The organism is Bacteroides finegoldii DSM 17565 (assembly GCF_000156195.1).
Classification (GTDB): domain Bacteria; phylum Bacteroidota; class Bacteroidia; order Bacteroidales; family Bacteroidaceae; genus Bacteroides; species Bacteroides finegoldii.
In genome coordinates this window covers 105,019-122,217 of record NZ_GG688326.1, presented here as the reverse complement: position 1 = coordinate 122,217, position 17,199 = coordinate 105,019, and the positions used below count along the sequence as shown (strand labels likewise).

The window sequence follows — 17,199 nt, the reverse complement described above, 5'->3', positions numbered from 1 at the left end:
CAAAGTGTATATTGCAAATCTTAATCCCAATTATCCCAGATTTTCATGCAGGAGTTATTCACTTTACGTACTTTATGTGTTTTTGTACACATGGTTAGTTGATACCACAAAAACATAGAATGGAAGAATATTGGATTGAAATTCAAAACAATCTTAGGTTATGGCATTCTAATAGTCCTGCTTGCCGTAACCATTTATCTGTTCCGTAGCGAACAGGTAAAGAGAAACACCCTTCTTCGCAATGAAAGGAAACTAGTTGCTACCTGGCAACTTACAGAGTATTGTTTGGAACATAAAGTCAGCTTTAACAAGATGTATCAGATAGTTAGGGAAGAGTTTCCAAACATGAGTTCTATTCCCGGTTATAGAAAACTTACCCATTTGGGTTTTCTTTACTCTAAGTTTTATGAAGAATACAAGAATCTTTGTTTGTACAACCGTCCGGTGAAGCATCCCTTCTTTTTAGTTGGCCAAGCGGAACATTCCGCCGATCTTCTCACGCATCCTGTCCGTGTCCTCACCGATTTTTGGATTGATCAGCCCGGCGTAGACCTGCGTGGAGATGATGGTCTTGTGCCCGAGGACTTTCTGCAGGGTTTCAAGCGGCATGCCCTTGCTCAGGGCTAGGGTCGCAAAGGTATGACGTGCAAGGTGGGGGCTGAGCCTGATGCTGCATTCTGCCTTTTCACCGATACGTTTCAGACTGTCTTCCATGCATTCCAAATTCCCGACCGGAAAGACCTTGTCGGGAGAATCCTTGAACTTGTCGTCTCCCTTGTACCTTTCTATCAGCTCAACGGCTATCGGCAGAAGTTTGACGACATAGGCGGCTTGGTCTTTACCCTGTTGCCGATAAGCCATACGCCTCCATCCGAATCGGTATACACATTCTTATAGCTTAACGCCTTCAGATCGGCATGGGCCAGACCGCTGAAACACATAAAGACAAACATATCCCGGATAGCCTGCTGACGTTTGTAGTTCAGCTTTACATGTATCACACGCTGAAGATCATCCTCTGAAAGAAACGGGCGTTTCCTATATTCCGGCTTGCATTCGAACTTCTTGAACGGATGTTTGTGGATCCATCCTTCATCCATAGCCAGATACATGAGCCACTTTAAGGTGTTGATACGTTCAAATGCCGTTGACTTTGCCAACCCCCTTACCGAAAGCATCCAGTTGTAGTAGTTCTTTATAAAATCGATGTCCAACGACATCAGGGGGACATCATCCGTTCCCATCTTATCCTTCAAATAACATTGCAGACATCTGCTTTCACATACAAGACCTTCGTATGTACCCTTGGCTTTGGTTTTTCCGATCTGATTCCTGTAATCCTGAATCTTGATATTGAAGATTTCCATCAGGGAATGAATCTCCTCTCCAAGACCGGTATAACGGTCATATACTTTCTTTGCCGTGACAAATGTATCGTGGTCGCAAATATACTGATAGTGTTTTCCTATCCGAACCTTGATATTCTCCAACTCCCTGTTCAAGCATCTTGCCTCTTCCGATTTCCCCTTCGCACAGTTTCCCTTTGCATCCCATAGGGAGAGAGGTATATCACACTTACAACTGAAACTTGCAGTCGTACCATTGATTGTTATTCGTCCCATAACCGGAACACGACCATTTTTAATTGACTGGTTCTTGGTGTAGAACAGAACTTTAAAAATACTTCTCATAACTCAATTATTTTTGTTACAAAATTAATAATCATTGAATTATCTGAGGTTATGCAAAACAGTGCAAGGGATTGAAAAATAGTCCTTTATATATTGTTTAAAGGCACATTGGTCGAGGTAACGATTAAGTAACGAAACTCACGACCAAATGTGCTTTTTTAGCATCGTTTTTCCTGTCGTTAAAAAGAAAGCCTGTAATAATAAGCTGATTTCAAGCAATATTGCGCTTATATGTTACCTTTTCAAAAAATCCTTGCTGTTAAAAACCAACATCACATTTTTTTATCTAAACACCATCATCATTTTTTTCAATCTATGGCCTTCTTTTCATAAACCACATCTTATATCCTCGTGAAGGATGGGTGAAGGCCATAATCCGTGTTTATCAATTCATATCTCATTTTTCATTTTATTTTCTTCATTATTCTATCCCAGCGGGGTTTCTCCGTAAATTTATCTTCCGAATACCAAATACGGGTAGCCTTACCTACAATATATTCTTCCGGCAACATCCCCCAATATCTTGAATCCGGTGAATTTGCCATATTATCACCGGATACAAAATAATAGTTCTTTCTAAAGCGATACTAGGTAGTCGCACTGTCTCCCAGCAATATTTGTCCGTCTTTTATACGTAGTTTCTTCTTCTGTTCCCACCCTATCAACTATCTGTACAAAAGACAGTTTGTACGGTTCATCATTACTGTCTGTTCTTTCTTGGGAATCGGCAAAGGTCCGAACTCACAGATAGTCCATCCAATTTGTTTGTCATACGGAAATGTACTGACCACAATACCATACTGCTCCGGATGATCCAAGTTCGCAAGATCGTGTTGAGCGCTGTAATTTCCCAATTGTTCGTCACATCCACGTATTTTATAAAATCCGCCCCGAATCTCTAACGTATCTCCTGGCAAAACAATACATCGCTTTACGTAATATTGCATTACATCGAACCTTACACTATCCCAACGATTCATTTGATAAGGGAAATTAAAAACCTGTATATCATTTCTCTTGAAATTCCCCAATCCGGGTGTCCGGTGGATAACAACGTCCTCATTATTCAATACAGCAAACACATCAAACAGGCGAGCCCCATTTATCATCTTATTAACCAATATCCGGTCGCCATCCTTCAATGTCGGTTCCATGGCACAGTCTTCTAGTTTCACCTGTTTGCTAGCAATGGGATACAAGCCTATATCGTAAGGTGGATACCTCTTTGCCCAATGAATATCTATGGGGGATTATAAAAGGTGAAAACGATAATCCGCATTTATCAATTTATGTCTCGTTTTTAGATCAAGCAGATGTATGTCAATAAAATAGGTTATGCAAATTACATCCAACAAAAAACGCTCCCAATATAAATGGAAGCGTTGTCTTTATCTTTTTTTAAAATTCACGATATTTTGTGGCAATCCTATTATAAGCTTTTTATTTCTTCAATGGATAGTCCTGTAACTTGAGAAATAGTATCAAGTGGAATATTTAATGATTTCATATTATGTACCATTTCTCTTTTTTCTTCCATACGTCCCTCTGCACGACCCTCTGCACGTTCGGTATATATATTATCTCGTAGAATCACTATGTTATTCAAATGACGATAATAAGCATTTAATTCTTCTTTAGTCATCCTATCCAGTTTCAAGCGTTGACGAGCCTCATCCAATCCCGGCGCTGTTGCACTATCAGGTATATCACCTGTATTCATATAATAAATCCATTCCTCCAATGGACTCCGGGCTACTTGATTGAAATCATTGACCTTCAAAATATAATATTCGGGATAAAGCTGACTGACACTGTCTACTTTGAATGTCTGTTTTTGGAAAGGAGTCAATTCCAAAACATCTCCCTCATGGATTCCGCGGAATTCTGTTTTTCCATGATATACAACATCCTTTCCATTCCCTAAAGAGAAATATATAATATTGACACTATATACTTTCCTTACATTATCATACCCTTCCCCGCGATTTATATATTCAGTGACCAATTTCGAAGTACCGAATAGCATACGTTGGAAATACGCATACTCATTATTATTTTGAACTTCAATCAAAATAAATTCGCCTTTTGAGTTCTCCGCAAGCATATCTACCCAATTATACTTGTCAAACTCGTCCTCTTGATTGCTTTCACTTTCCAACAACTTCTGAATGACTATCTTTTCATTTAGAAGAGTGGTAAGAAAGCCCTCGAGAACTGCAAAATTGGCTTTATTACGCAATAAGCGTTTCATAGCCCAATCGAAACGAATATAATTACTTCCCATAAGTTCGTCTCCTTTCCCGTTTTCTTTTTTTCATACCAACAAAGGTAAGCAGAAAATGTTTGATTTCAAATATATATCCTTCTATTTCTTTCTGTCTAAGAATATTCTATCACCCACTCTCCCAAAGTCCGTGTTATACTATCAAAATTCACTCCAACCTTAACAACCTTGCGATGATCTATCTCGTAAGGAATAGCATATTGTTTACTATTAATTTGAGCCAATGCTTCTTCGGGAGTTCCATCTATCTTAAATTCAAATACATAAATTGCATCGGGCATCTTTATTACCACGTCAGTCCTACCAATGGCATTCAAATCCATTCGCTGTAACATTTCAATCAACAAAGTGGATGTACCGGTAGAGAACCAAAAGCTCTTATAATCTTTTTGCGAAAAGGCATTGAAAAGGCTGAACGGATTGTAAATATCTTCACAATTCTTGCTGAAATGATAACCGTCATACTGCCGTTTCAAATGCCGACAAGCTTCTTCATAGGTTTCATCATTTGCTTGAGCTATCCTCTCAATATCCGGTTGCATCTGACTTAGCAACTCTTGCTCTGTAATACCACAAATAGCACTATAATCATCGCTCATACTGATATTCTGTAAGTTATTCAGCTCACTAAAAAATCAATATGCAACACAGGATAAACAGTCCATTCTTTCTCTAACTGTTCCATAGCCAATCCTTCGAACAACTCTTTCTTTCCGGAAAAATAAGCTTCAAGAGTAGAGATTAGAAGACTTTTTCCAAAACGGCGGGGACGGCTAAGAAAATAAACTTTATCAGTATGAGTCAATTGATAAATTAACGCTGTTTTATCAATATACACACAATTATTATTGCGCAAATCCTCGAAATTCTGTATCCCGATAGGGTATCTTCTAAATATCTCTTTCATATAAACCTAATGCATTAGTTGAAAGAAGTGTTATCATTTTTCACTCATTCACAATGAGCAATTTCAGCATTATATATTCGTTTATAATGAGAAGTTTTATATCTTTGCAATCAAATACTATTAAGATAGTGACGCTATTCCAGGCATATACTGTCACTATGTTTAAACCGGATTATTCGGGCTATTATTTCTAATTTCAACGCTGTGTAGGCAGAGTAAACTCCTGCGAGTCGCAGATCACCCCATTTTCATCTGCCACTGCTACACGGAACGTTACTTCGCCGTCTTTCAATCTATTACCGGCATGTATGGAAGCCGTATAACGAATGCCTTCGCCCGGCAAAATTTCTTCGACCATTACCGAAGGAGAAATGCCGATATGCTTCACCTTGCCTACGGTTTCCACCACCGGAACTACGTTATAAACAGGCTTCCGGTCTTCATTCATAATCTCAAAGATAATCTTACTGTTCTCTCCCGCATCAATCACATGACTGCGATTATCATCTATAAAACGGATTCTACGTAGTTTCAATTGAGAAACAGGCTGCCGAACCGGCTGTTTCTTATATTTCTGCACACGAACCTCACGAACTTCGGGAACGTATGCGTCATCCTCTATCGGCTCTTGTCGCGGTGCGGTCAACGCACTGCCTATCGCCGCACCGGCAATAGTCCCTACAATATTGCCAATAGCAGAGCCACGATAACCACCTCGCCAACCTCGATTATTATCTCCAATCAATCCACCTATCGAACCTCCCAAACTACCTCCGATAGAAGCACCGGCCACGATAGCTCCCGGATTACCCATACGCCCTGATGCACATCCGCTCAAAAGTAAAACGGAAAGCAAAAATACTGTTAGTTGTTTCTTCATGAGCCTTTCTATTTTAATATTTTTATTCTATTACCTTAAAACGAGCGAAACGCAATAATAGTTGTTTCTCTCCCGCATTTTTAAAATGAATAGTTGCTTTTGCATTGTCTCCCGTGCCTTCTACCTTCATCACTTCTCCCAAACCAAAACGTTCATGTTCAATTCTCTGTCCGGCTTGTAATCCTGCAACCGACACCGGACCGGAAGACATCGCTTGAGAACCGCCACTTACCGTGCTTACCTTTTTCAAATTTCTCGGCACACTGGGAGCTATTATCTGAGCTTTCGGTCGCTCCTTTCGTTCCGAAGAAGCACTTCCAAAAGGTGTAGTACGCGATGGAGAAGCAGAATGAGTGAATCCTCCTTCAATCTCCCTGCGGAAACGTCCTGCGCCTTCATCCACCGAACGACTGATTCCCGCTTCGTGTGGCATCTTCAAATAATGGATATCAATATCACGCAAGAAACGACTGGGACTCCCAAGCTCCATCTTTCCATAACGGAAGCGGGTTTTGGCAAAAGACAAGTAGCAATGTTCCTCTGCACGGGTAATGGCGACATAGAACAAACGGCGTTCTTCCTCCAATGCACGGGGAGAATCGCCAACCATCCCACTTGGGAATAGGTTTTCTTCCAGACCGACTACAAAAACATTCTTAAATTCCAACCCTTTGGCGGAATGAACTGTCATCAATGTTATCTTTTCTCCGTCATCCGCTTTGTCGGAATCCTGATCGGTGAGCAACGCAATCTCTGAAAGAAAATCGGTAAGAGATATATTCGGATTGCCTTCCTCCTGCCGCAAAGCACAGAAATCATTCATTCCATTCACCAATTCTTCTATGTTTTCCTTACGGCTCAGGTTCTCCGGAGAAGTATCCTGACACACATCGTTCATAATACCCGATTGACGGATAATATCCACACCTATCTCGTACGCATTCTTATCCGCCTGACCGGTTATAAAACCCTCGATCAATGCACGAAAACCTTGCAGCTTTGCATGAGTACCTTTGTTGATGTTCAGTCCATAGGTCAACGGTTCACAAAGCGTTGACCACAGACTGACTCCATGATCAGTTGCCGCTGATATGATTTTACCGACCGTAGTATCTCCGATACCACGAGCAGGATAATTAATAATTCGTTTGAATGCTTCTTCATCGTTCGGATTCACCACCAAACGGAAATAAGCAATCACATCTTTTATCTCTTTACGTTGGTAGAATGAAAGTCCGCCATAAATTTTATAAGGCATACTCCGTTTCCGAAGAGCTTCCTCAAAAATACGACTTTGTGCATTCGTACGATATAGGATAGCAAAATCAGCATACCCGTAATGATATTCCCGACGAAGTTCAGCTACCTTATTAGCAACGATATCCCCTTCTTCCACATCACTATATGCCTGAAATACACCGATAGCTTCCCCTTTCTCCTTTTCGGAAAATACGGCTTTACGTATCTGGCGCTCATTCTTTTCTATCAAGCTGTTGGCAGCACAAACAATGGTCTGTGTGGAACGATAGTTCTGCTCCAACTTGAAAACTTTCGTATTCGGATATGTCTTCGTAAAGTAAAGGATATTATCAATATCCGCTCCACGAAAAGAGTAAATGCTTTGTGCATCATCGCCAACAACACAAACATGCTGATTTTCTTTCGCCAATTGCAGAACAATGCTATGTTGCGCATAATTAGTATCTTGATACTCATCAACGAGTATATATCGGAATTGGTCTTGATAACGTGCCAATATTTCCGGATAATCACGAAATAAGATATAAGTATATACCAGCAGATCATCAAAATCCATAGCTCCCGCCTGACGACACCTTTCCCAATAACGGGTATAGATATCACGAATAGCAGGCATTTTTACAGCCATATCGCCTTCATATGCTTCTTTATTGGCAGCGTATCCCGTAGGAGTGACCAAATGATTCTTTGCATTGGAGATGCGGGCTTGTACCGTTCCCGGTTTATAAGTCTTTTCGTCCAGTCCCATTTCTTTAATAATAGAACGAAGCAGACTTTTACTATCAGCCGTGTCGTAGATTGTAAACTGGGAGGTAAAGCCGATATATTGCGCCTCAGCACGAAGAATACGGGAGAAGATGGAATGAAATGTACCCATCCACAAGTAACGTGCCCGTTCCGCCCCCACTTGTCGGGCAATACGTTCTTTCATCTCACGTGCCGCCTTATTGGTAAAGGTAAGTGCAAGAATATTCCACGGATTGTAACCGTTCTCCAACAGATAGGCTATTTTATAAGTCAGCACACGTGTCTTACCCGAACCCGCACCGGCTATCACTAGCGAAGGCCCGTCATTGTAAGTCACCGCCGCACACTGACTCTCATTCAATTCCTTTATATAATTGATATCCATAACAGCATTATAAAAACAATGTAGTTTTTTAACAAACTCTCGGCATTCAAATTTGTTCTGAATACAAAAGTATAATATTCATTTGAGAATGACGGTATTTTTATAATTTTTCGTCACTAACTATTTTAACCTAACCCCCAAAGCAATGAAAAAAAGTATATTGTTATCAATTATTTTGAGTTTAAGCCTAGTCGCCTGCATTCCACAGGCTATGGCGCAAAAACAAAGCCGTATGGAAAAACTGCTAAGGTATCTGAACGATAATGATACGGAAAAATGGCAGAAGAACCGAGAAAAGGTAGACAACGACACGAAGGCATATTATGCCGAAGAACTGGCCCTGCTGGATGTCCTCAACGGGTTGTGGAACGAACAAAGTGAACAAGCCGCAACCGATTATTTCGGATGTTACGGGAAAGCGGCCAACGCCTACTTCTCCAACATCTGTGAGGAAGAGAAAATACCGCTTCCGAACGTACAGGACAGAGCGGAACAGGCTATTATCCACATATTGGAGGCTTCGAAAGAACAGATACCTTTCAGCCGTACACTGCTGGACAGTATTCGTTCAAGCGGCTATACGGCAGACTCCGTTATTGCACAGAAGATACGGAATATCCGCGAATTGGCTTTATTGGAAGGTATGCTGACAGCGCCTGCACTCAGCACATATCAGACATATATAGCGGAATATCCGAACGGGAAATTTATCCCACAAATCAATGCTGCCGAAAACAAACGGTTATACGGGATTGTAAAGCATAACCCGTCACAGGAAAATTTCAAAGCTTTTTTTGACGATCCGGCAATGCTAAAGTTTTTCACGGACAAAGAAACGCGCCCGTTTTTGCCAGAAGTCCAAGCTTTATATGATGATTTTCTATTCCATTGTATCGACAGTCTGCGAGAGGGAAACAATGCAACCGCCCTCCGGCAGGTTATTGACGATTATAAACGCAACCCTTATCTGAGTTCCTCAGCACGTACCCATCTGGACGACCTCGAATATCTTAGCGAGAAAGCTGATTTTGAACTTTTGAAACCGGCAATAACCAATTCCGAATCTTTGGGTTTGTTGCAGGCATTCCTCAGTACACATAAGTACAAAGAGTTCCGTGATCAAGCCAATGCGCTACGAGCTCCATTCATTCTACAGACAATCATCTCCACTCCCACTTCCGTAAAATATTACAATGCGGGACGACTGATCAAGTCTGCCGCCAACGACAGCACTGGGAATGTGTCAATCACTTATTCGTACAATGACAAGGGGCAGCTTGTCTCTATATTATCCCTGACTATGAAAAACGGTCAGGTGAGTGAGGAGGTGCAAACAAACAGACTGTATGACCCTCAAGGCCACTGCATTTTTGAAGTGCAGACAAATCCCAAGACCAAAACGGACATTTACCGAAGGACACGCCGTATCGGTGCCGACGGGAGCATCGAGAGCGATTCACTTAAATATATGGACGGAAGGTCGATTATCAGCACATACAATAAACAAGGCTTATTGACTGAAGCCAAAGAATATAATAAGAACGGAGAACTCCAAGCATACACAGCGAACAAGTACGATGAAAAAGGCAGATTGACCGCATCGCAACATCAGAACCTGCTTATGGCTAACCCCGCCGATCAGGTTATCTCCCAAAAAGATACTTATGAATATGACAAATACGGTTATTTAACTCAGATAGCTTATCAGCGTATTTTAGGCAATAACCAGAAAACATCCGGTTACCTGACTTGTATGTATGATAAATATGGCAATCCGATTGACGGAAATTCTTATTATGAATATGATAATACAGGGCAATGGGTCTGCCGTACAAATCGCGGAAATCCCCAAGAGGTGGAACGGGTACAGTATATTTATAAATAAAAGTGAAGATACTGCGAACCTTTTACCAAATGCTTCTGTTATTATAGTATAACAAGCCATTTAAAACTTGTAACATTATGAATACTATATTAATGTCTTTAATTATGATGACCATGACTTACGAAATGCCTAAACTTCCTTACGCAAACAATGCGTTGGAACCTGTAATCAGTCAGCAAACGATAGATTTCCATTACGGGAAACATCTACAAACGTATGTAAATAATCTGAACAGCCTCGTGCCCGGAACCGAATATGAAGGTAAAAAGGTGGAAGAAATCGTTGCCACCGCACCGGACGGAGCTATATTCAATAACGCCGGACAAGTATTGAACCACAATCTATATTTCCTGCAATTTGCCCCCAAACCTGCCAAGAAAGAACCGACAGGCAAACTGGGAGAAGCCATCAAGCGTGACTTCGGCAGCTTTGAAAACTTCAAGAAAGAATTCAATGCGGCAGCGGTAGGATTATTCGGTTCAGGATGGGCCTGGTTGTCCGTTGATAAAAACGGAAAACTGCACATCACCAAAGAAGGAAACGGCAGTAACCCTGTACGTGCCGGATTGAAACCGCTTCTCGGTTTTGACGTGTGGGAACACTCTTACTACTTGGATTACCAGAACCGTCGCGCCGACCATGTCAATGCCCTGTGGAGTATCATCGACTGGGATGTGGTGGAAAACAGAATGTAACGGATTTACTGACTAAACTATACTTGAACAAGGTCGTTGTGATTTTCACAGCGACCTTGTTTAGGCTATATAGATGCCACCAACACAAATATCCGACAGAAAAATGAAAAAAAATCAACCGATGTAGTGTTTTTATGTTTCTTTTTCACTTACTTTGCTCCCGTAAAGACAAAGGGGTGCCCCATGAGGGGCTGAGATTATACCCTAAGAACCTGATGCAGTTAGCACTGACGTAGGGATTGTGTTTCTTCTTATCGCCTTTCCGTAAAAGCACGCTCTTTGTATTTACTTTCAACTTATTTATTCTGATAGGACAATGAAAGTACAAGTGAACAACAAAGAGGTGGAACTTATTCCCAACTCTACCCTTACACAGCTGACGACGCAACTCGAACTTCCCGTTCAAGGCATTGCTATCGCGGTAAACAACAAAATGATTCCCCGTACCGAATGGGAACGTTTCGTATTGCATGAGAATGACAATCTGGTAATTATCAAGGCAGCTTGCGGAGGATAAGAAAATGATTAGTCTGCAATTTATCACACATCAGACCGAACGGTATTCATATTTCGAATCGGCACGTATGGCACTCGAAGGAGGGTGCAAATGGATCCAACTACGCATGAAAGAAGCTCCTCTTGAGGAGGTGGAACAAGTGGCGCTGCAACTGAAGCCACTCTGTAAGGAACACGAAGCTATCTTAGTTCTCGATGATCATGTCGAATTAGTCAAGAAACTGGAAGTGGACGGTGTACATCTGGGAAAGAAGGATATGCCCATCGACCAGGCACGACAGATACTCGGAGAAGCTTTTATCATCGGTGGCACGGCCAATACCTTCGAGGATGTCGTACAACATTACCGCGCCGGAGCCGATTACTTGGGGATCGGTCCCTTCCGCTTCACCACCACTAAAAAGAATTTAAGTCCCCTACTCGGTCTGGAAGGTTACGCTTCCATCCTTTCACAAATGAAAGAAGCAAATATCAACCTTCCGGTAGTAGCTATCGGAGGAATCACCAACGAAGATATCCCCGATATCCTCCGCACAGGAGTCAATGGCATCGCCTTGTCCGGAACGATTCTCCGGGCGGAAAATCCGGTAGAGGAAACACGGAAGATTCTAAGTAATTCATAAATCAACATCTATAATTCTAAATTCCAAAAGACATGGAAAAGTTAGTAATTGCAGGACGTGAATTCAGCTCACGCCTTTTCTTGGGAACAGGAAAATTCAACTCCAATGAAATAATGGAGCAATCTATTTTGGCTTCGGGCACAGAAATGGTAACGGTTGCCATGAAACGTATTGACATGGACAACAAAGAGGACGATATGCTGAAACATATTATCCATCCGAATATCCAGTTATTACCCAACACTTCCGGTGTACGCGATGCGGAAGAGGCTGTGTTTGCCGCACAAATGGCGCGTGAAGCGTTCGGAACGAATTGGCTGAAACTAGAGATTCACCCCGATCCCCGCTACCTGCTCCCCGACTCTATCGAGACACTGAAAGCTACGGAAGAGTTGGTGAAACTAGGTTTCGTCGTATTGCCTTATTGTCAGGCAGACCCCGTGCTTTGTAAACGATTGGAAGAAGCCGGAGCAGCTACCGTTATGCCTCTCGGCGCTCCGATCGGCACAAATAAAGGATTGCAGACCAAAGAATTCCTACAGATTATTATCGAGCAGGCAGGTATCCCTGTTGTCGTTGATGCAGGTATCGGTGCGCCAAGCCATGCCGCTGAAGCAATGGAACTGGGAGCTTCCGCGGTACTGGTAAATACAGCAATTGCCGTTGCCGGAAACCCGGTAGAAATGGCGAAGGCTTTCAAAGCTGCCACCGAAGCCGGAAGACAGGCATACGAAGCGGGATTAGGACTGCAAGCGGACAACTTTATAGCCGAAGCCAGCTCACCGCTGACTGCTTTTTTAGATAAATAATATGAATAAGTAGCCGACTGCTAAAAGAACAATTATGGAACAAAAAATAAAATTTCCCCGCTCTCAGAAAGTATATTTGCCCGGAAAACTTTATCCGAATATCCGCGTTGCCATGCGGAAAGTGGAACAAGTGCCCAGTGTCAGTTTTAAAGGCGAAGAAAAGATTGTAACTCCCAATCCGGAAGTATATATGTATGACACCAGCGGACCGTTCAGTGATACGGAAATGAGTATTGATCTCAAAAAAGGCTTGCCCCGAATGCGTGAAGAATGGATTGTCGGTCGTGGTGATGTGGAGCAACTACCCGAAATCACTTCCGAATACGGACAAATGAGACGGAACGACAAAAGCCTCGACCACCTGCGTTTTGAGCATATCGCTCTGCCTTATCGGGCAAAAAAAGGAGAGGCTATTACTCAAATGGCATACGCCAAAAAGGGAATTATCACCCCAGAGATGGAGTATGTGGCCATCCGTGAAAATATGAATTGCGAAGAGTTAGGAATCAAGACTTATATCACTCCCGAATTTGTCCGCCAGGAGATTGCGGAAGGACGTGCCGTACTGCCCGCCAACATTAATCATCCGGAAGCCGAACCGATGATTATCGGACGTAACTTTCTGGTAAAAATCAATACGAATATCGGAAACTCGGCTACTACTTCGAGCATTGACGAAGAGGTAGAAAAAGCATTATGGAGTTGCAAATGGGGAGGCGATACGTTGATGGATCTCTCTACCGGAGAAAACATTCATGAGACACGTGAATGGATTATCCGCAACTGCCCCGTACCCGTCGGCACAGTCCCTATCTATCAGGCTCTTGAGAAAGTAAACGGTGTGGTGGAAGACCTGACTTGGGAAATTTACCGGGATACTTTGATTGAACAATGCGAACAAGGAGTGGATTACTTTACCATCCATGCAGGTATCCGTCGGCACAATGTCCATCTTGCCGACAAGCGGTTGTGCGGTATTGTCAGTCGCGGAGGAAGTATCATGAGCAAATGGTGTCTGGTGCACGACCGGGAAAGTTTCTTATATGAACACTTTGACGACATCTGCGATATTCTGGCACAGTATGATGTGGCAGTATCTTTGGGCGACGGACTTCGTCCGGGTTCTATCTACGATGCCAATGACGAAGCGCAGTTTGCAGAATTGGATACAATGGGAGAATTAGTGTTACGCGCATGGGATAAGAATGTGCAAGCATTCATCGAAGGCCCCGGACACGTTCCGATGCACAAGATCAAAGAAAATATGGAACGCCAGATTGAGAAATGCCACGATGCGCCGTTCTATACACTCGGCCCTCTGGTAACGGATATTGCTCCGGGATATGATCATATCACTTCCGCCATCGGTGCGGCACAAATCGGATGGTTGGGAACGGCAATGCTTTGCTATGTCACTCCTAAGGAACATCTTGCCCTGCCGGACAAAGAAGACGTACGTGTGGGAGTCATCACTTATAAGATTGCCGCCCATGCCGCCGACCTCGCCAAAGGACATCCGGGAGCACAGGTACGTGATAATGCATTGAGCAAAGCCCGGTATGAGTTCCGTTGGAAAGACCAGTTTGATTTATCACTTGACCCGGAACGTGCACAAAGCTACTTCCGTGCAGGACATCATATCGACGGAGAATACTGTACGATGTGCGGACCTAATTTCTGCGCGATGCGATTGTCACGTGATTTAAAGAAGAACAAAAACTAATCACTAAAAATTATGTTTTCAGACGAATTAGAAAAAATATCTTGGGAAGAGACGACAAAAGCCATCTATTCCAAAACAGATGCAGACGTACGACGTGCATTGGGTAAGAAAGAGCATCTGGACGTCAATGATTTTATGGCATTGATTTCTCCGGCCGCCGCTCCTTACCTGGAAGTGATGGCACGCCTCAGCCAGAAATATACATTGGAACGGTTCGGCAAGACCATCTCTATGTTTGTTCCGCTCTATCTGACTAATTCTTGCACCAACTCTTGTGTGTATTGCGGTTTCCATATCAGTAATCCGATGAAAAGAACCATTCTGACAGAGGAAGAGATTATCAACGAGTACAAGGCTATCAAACGTCTGGCTCCTTTCGAGAATCTCTTGCTAGTGACCGGCGAGAATCCCGCAGCAGCGGGTGTTCCTTATATCGCCCGCGCTTTGGACTTAGCCAAACCTTATTTCAGCAATCTCCAGATTGAGGTAATGCCGCTTAAAGCAGAAGAATACAAGGAGCTGACCAATCATGGCCTGAACGGAGTAATCTGCTTTCAGGAGACTTACAACAAAGCAAATTACAAGACGTACCATCCGAGAGGCATGAAGTCCAAATTTGAATGGCGTGTCAATGGCTTCGACCGTATGGGACAGGCAGGTGTGCACAAAATCGGTATGGGGGTATTGATCGGTCTGGAAGAGTGGCGGACAGATGTTACGATGATGGCTTATCATCTGCGCTATCTGCAGAAGCACTATTGGAAAACGAAATATAGCGTGAACTTCCCGCGTATGCGCCCGTCGGAGAATGGAGGTTTCCAGCCCAATGTCATCATGAACGACCGCGAACTCGCCCAACTCACATTCGCCATGCGTATCTTCGACCATGATGTAGATATCTCTTATTCTACCCGTGAAAGTGCGGAGATACGCAACAACATGGCAACACTGGGTGTAACGACCATGAGTGCGGAAAGTAAGACCGAACCGGGAGGATACTACAGTTATCCCCAAACTTTAGAGCAGTTTCATGTCAACGATGAACGGAAGGCCGTTGAAGTGGAACGTGATTTGAAAAAGCTGGGACGTGAACCTATTTGGAAGGATTGGGACCAGTCGTTCGATTTCAAAAGATAGGCCGATGCGATACGACAGACAAATTATACTTCCTGAGATTGGGGAAGAGGGACAGAATAAGTTGCAAAAGGCAAAAGTGCTGATTGTAGGTGTGGGAGGGTTAGGCTCTCCCATCGCTCTTTATCTGGCGGGTGCAGGCGTAGGCTGTCTTGGTCTGGTAGACGATGATTCAGTAAGTATCAGCAATCTGCAACGACAGGTCCTTTATTCCGAAGAGGAGCTGGGAAAGCCGAAAGCCGTATGTGCCTCCCAACGTTTGACCTCGCTCAACAGTGAGATTGAGACAAGACACTACTCTGCCCGACTGACTGCGGAAAACGCAGACCGTATTATCCAAGAATATGATATAGTGGTGGACGGCTGTGATAATTTCGATACCCGTTATCTGATTAACGATATCTGCATCAAGCAGGGAAAGCCGTATGTATATGGCGCTATCTGCGGATTTGAAGGACAAGTCTCGGTTTTCAATTACGGAAACCGAAAGAAAAGTTATCGTGATCTTTATCCTGACGAAGAAGAAATGAAACGAATGTCACCTCCCTCTAAAGGAGTAATGGGAATTACGCCCGCCGTTGTAGGAAGTATTGAAGCAACAGAAGTTCTAAAGATAATCTGTGGTTTCGGTGACGTTTTAGCCGGTGAACTATGGACAATTGACCTGCGGACATTGCAATCTAACAAATTTTCACTATAAAGGTTGGTTTCTGATATAGTTAATTAGTAACTTTGCTAAAGAATCCAATTTTAACAAAGGGAAATGAAATTAATTGTAGTCACCACACCCACTTTCTTCGTTGAAGAAGACAAGATTATCACTGCTCTTTTTGAAGAGGGATTGGATATTCTACATCTTAGAAAACCGGAAACTCCGGCCATGTACTCTGAACGGTTACTGACTCTTATTCCGGAGAAATATCATCGCCGTATTGTCACGCACGAGCATTTCTATATGAAAGAGGAGTTCAATTTGATGGGGATTCATCTGAATGCCCGCAATCCCAAGGAGCCACATGATTATGACGGGCATATCAGTTGTTCATGCCATTCTGTGGAGGAAGTGAAAAACAGAAAACATTTTTATGACTACGTTTTCATGAGTCCTATTTACGACAGTATCTCTAAAGTGAACTATTATTCGACGTATACCGCCGAAGAATTACGTGAAGCACAAAAAGCTAAAATCATCGACTCGAAAGTAATGGCATTAGGCGGTATCAATGAGGAGAATCTGCTTGAGATTAAGGACTTCGGCTTTGGCGGTGCCGTTATATTGGGGGATCTTTGGAATAAATTCGATGCTTGTTCCGATCGTGATTATCTGGCTGTAATCAAGCATTTCAAGAAACTGAAAAAGCTATCGGATTGAGCGAATAAAGAGCCGGGCTTGTATTTTATATTGCAATCACTAGATTTAGGGATATTCAGTAAATGTTCCTCTTTCTAAAAAATCAAGAGAAAAGCTCACGTAAAGCAAAGCTTTTCTCTTGATTTTTTCGTTCAACTCTCCCAGTCTTCTATCTTTTTTGTAGAATATTGTTTACATATTCTTGTTTTTTCCTTCCCACCCATGCATTATGTACATGTCTTTTTTAGGGGAAGTTAAAACCTCTCCTGTTTTTCCTGTTATTTTAGTCAGATTATGCTGCCTTTCTTT

The 17,199-nt window shown here is 42.7% G+C and carries 13 protein-coding genes, 3 pseudogenes and 1 riboswitch; of the genes and pseudogenes, 9 read left to right on the top strand and 7 right to left on the bottom strand.

From position 1 onward, the window contains the following. Positions 1–462: 462 nt before the first annotated feature. The 7 genes and pseudogenes from BACFIN_RS20870 to BACFIN_RS07050 all read right to left on the bottom strand — a co-directional run bounded on the left by BACFIN_RS20870 (position 463) and on the right by BACFIN_RS07050 (position 8,154). Positions 463–1,691: pseudogene (locus BACFIN_RS20870) on the bottom strand (site-specific integrase). Positions 1,692–2,095: 404 nt separating this feature from the next. Next, positions 2,096–2,254, bottom strand: a pseudogene (locus BACFIN_RS22380) (S26 family signal peptidase); the annotation flags it as partial. Between the two features lie 102 nt (positions 2,255–2,356). After that, positions 2,357–2,866, bottom strand: coding sequence for a S26 family signal peptidase (locus tag BACFIN_RS22375; protein ID WP_157037697.1), 510 nt, complete (start codon positions 2,864–2,866; stop codon positions 2,357–2,359). A 254-nt stretch (positions 2,867–3,120) separates the two neighbouring features. Next, entirely contained in the window at positions 3,121–3,975 is an 855-nt protein-coding gene (locus tag BACFIN_RS07035) for an Rpn family recombination-promoting nuclease/putative transposase (protein ID WP_007755098.1), read from the bottom strand. Between the two features lie 95 nt (positions 3,976–4,070). After that, positions 4,071–4,882 (bottom strand): annotated as a pseudogene (locus tag BACFIN_RS21845) (AAA family ATPase). Between the two features lie 196 nt (positions 4,883–5,078). Continuing rightward, the gene (locus BACFIN_RS07045) at positions 5,079–5,762 is read right to left on the bottom strand and encodes a hypothetical protein (protein WP_007755091.1); all 684 of its coding nucleotides are present in this window, start codon (positions 5,760–5,762) and stop codon (positions 5,079–5,081) included. A gap of 22 nt (positions 5,763–5,784) precedes the next feature. Next, positions 5,785–8,154: an ATP-dependent helicase gene (locus BACFIN_RS07050; RefSeq protein WP_007755083.1), complete on the bottom strand. Its 2,370-nt coding sequence runs from the start codon at positions 8,152–8,154 to the stop codon at positions 5,785–5,787. A 145-nt stretch (positions 8,155–8,299) separates the two neighbouring features. Between BACFIN_RS07050 and BACFIN_RS07055 the strand changes: the two genes are divergently transcribed. The 9 genes from BACFIN_RS07055 (at position 8,300) to BACFIN_RS07095 (ending at position 16,911) form a co-directional block, all read left to right on the top strand. Beyond that, entirely contained in the window at positions 8,300–10,039 is a 1,740-nt protein-coding gene (locus BACFIN_RS07055; RefSeq protein WP_007755080.1) for a hypothetical protein, read from the top strand. Between the two features lie 77 nt (positions 10,040–10,116). Further along, positions 10,117–10,734: a superoxide dismutase gene (locus BACFIN_RS07060; RefSeq protein ID WP_007755077.1), complete on the top strand. Its 618-nt coding sequence runs from the start codon at positions 10,117–10,119 to the stop codon at positions 10,732–10,734. Positions 10,735–10,896: 162 nt separating this feature from the next. Then, positions 10,897–10,990: riboswitch (TPP riboswitch) on the top strand. Between the two features lie 60 nt (positions 10,991–11,050). Continuing rightward, a complete protein-coding gene (thiS, locus tag BACFIN_RS07065) occupies positions 11,051–11,251 on the top strand; it encodes a sulfur carrier protein ThiS (RefSeq protein ID WP_007755075.1) in 201 nt (66 codons plus the stop codon). Positions 11,252–11,255: 4 nt separating this feature from the next. Then, positions 11,256–11,873, top strand: coding sequence for a thiamine phosphate synthase (locus tag BACFIN_RS07070; protein ID WP_007755072.1), 618 nt, complete (start codon positions 11,256–11,258; stop codon positions 11,871–11,873). A gap of 32 nt (positions 11,874–11,905) precedes the next feature. Beyond that, positions 11,906–12,682 (top strand): thiazole synthase, encoded by a 777-nt coding sequence (locus BACFIN_RS07075; protein ID WP_007755069.1) that lies wholly within the window; start codon positions 11,906–11,908, stop codon positions 12,680–12,682. Between the two features lie 34 nt (positions 12,683–12,716). After that, positions 12,717–14,405, top strand: a complete 1,689-nt coding sequence (thiC, locus tag BACFIN_RS07080) for a phosphomethylpyrimidine synthase ThiC (protein WP_007755058.1) — start codon at positions 12,717–12,719, stop codon at positions 14,403–14,405. Positions 14,406–14,417: 12 nt separating this feature from the next. Next, positions 14,418–15,542, top strand: a complete 1,125-nt coding sequence (gene thiH / locus BACFIN_RS07085) for a 2-iminoacetate synthase ThiH (protein ID WP_007755056.1) — start codon at positions 14,418–14,420, stop codon at positions 15,540–15,542. A 4-nt stretch (positions 15,543–15,546) separates the two neighbouring features. Next, positions 15,547–16,239 (top strand): HesA/MoeB/ThiF family protein, encoded by a 693-nt coding sequence (locus BACFIN_RS07090; RefSeq protein WP_007755054.1) that lies wholly within the window; start codon positions 15,547–15,549, stop codon positions 16,237–16,239. A 63-nt stretch (positions 16,240–16,302) separates the two neighbouring features. Beyond that, positions 16,303–16,911, top strand: coding sequence for a thiamine phosphate synthase (locus tag BACFIN_RS07095; protein ID WP_007755052.1), 609 nt, complete (start codon positions 16,303–16,305; stop codon positions 16,909–16,911). The last annotated feature ends 288 nt before the right edge of the window (positions 16,912–17,199 follow it).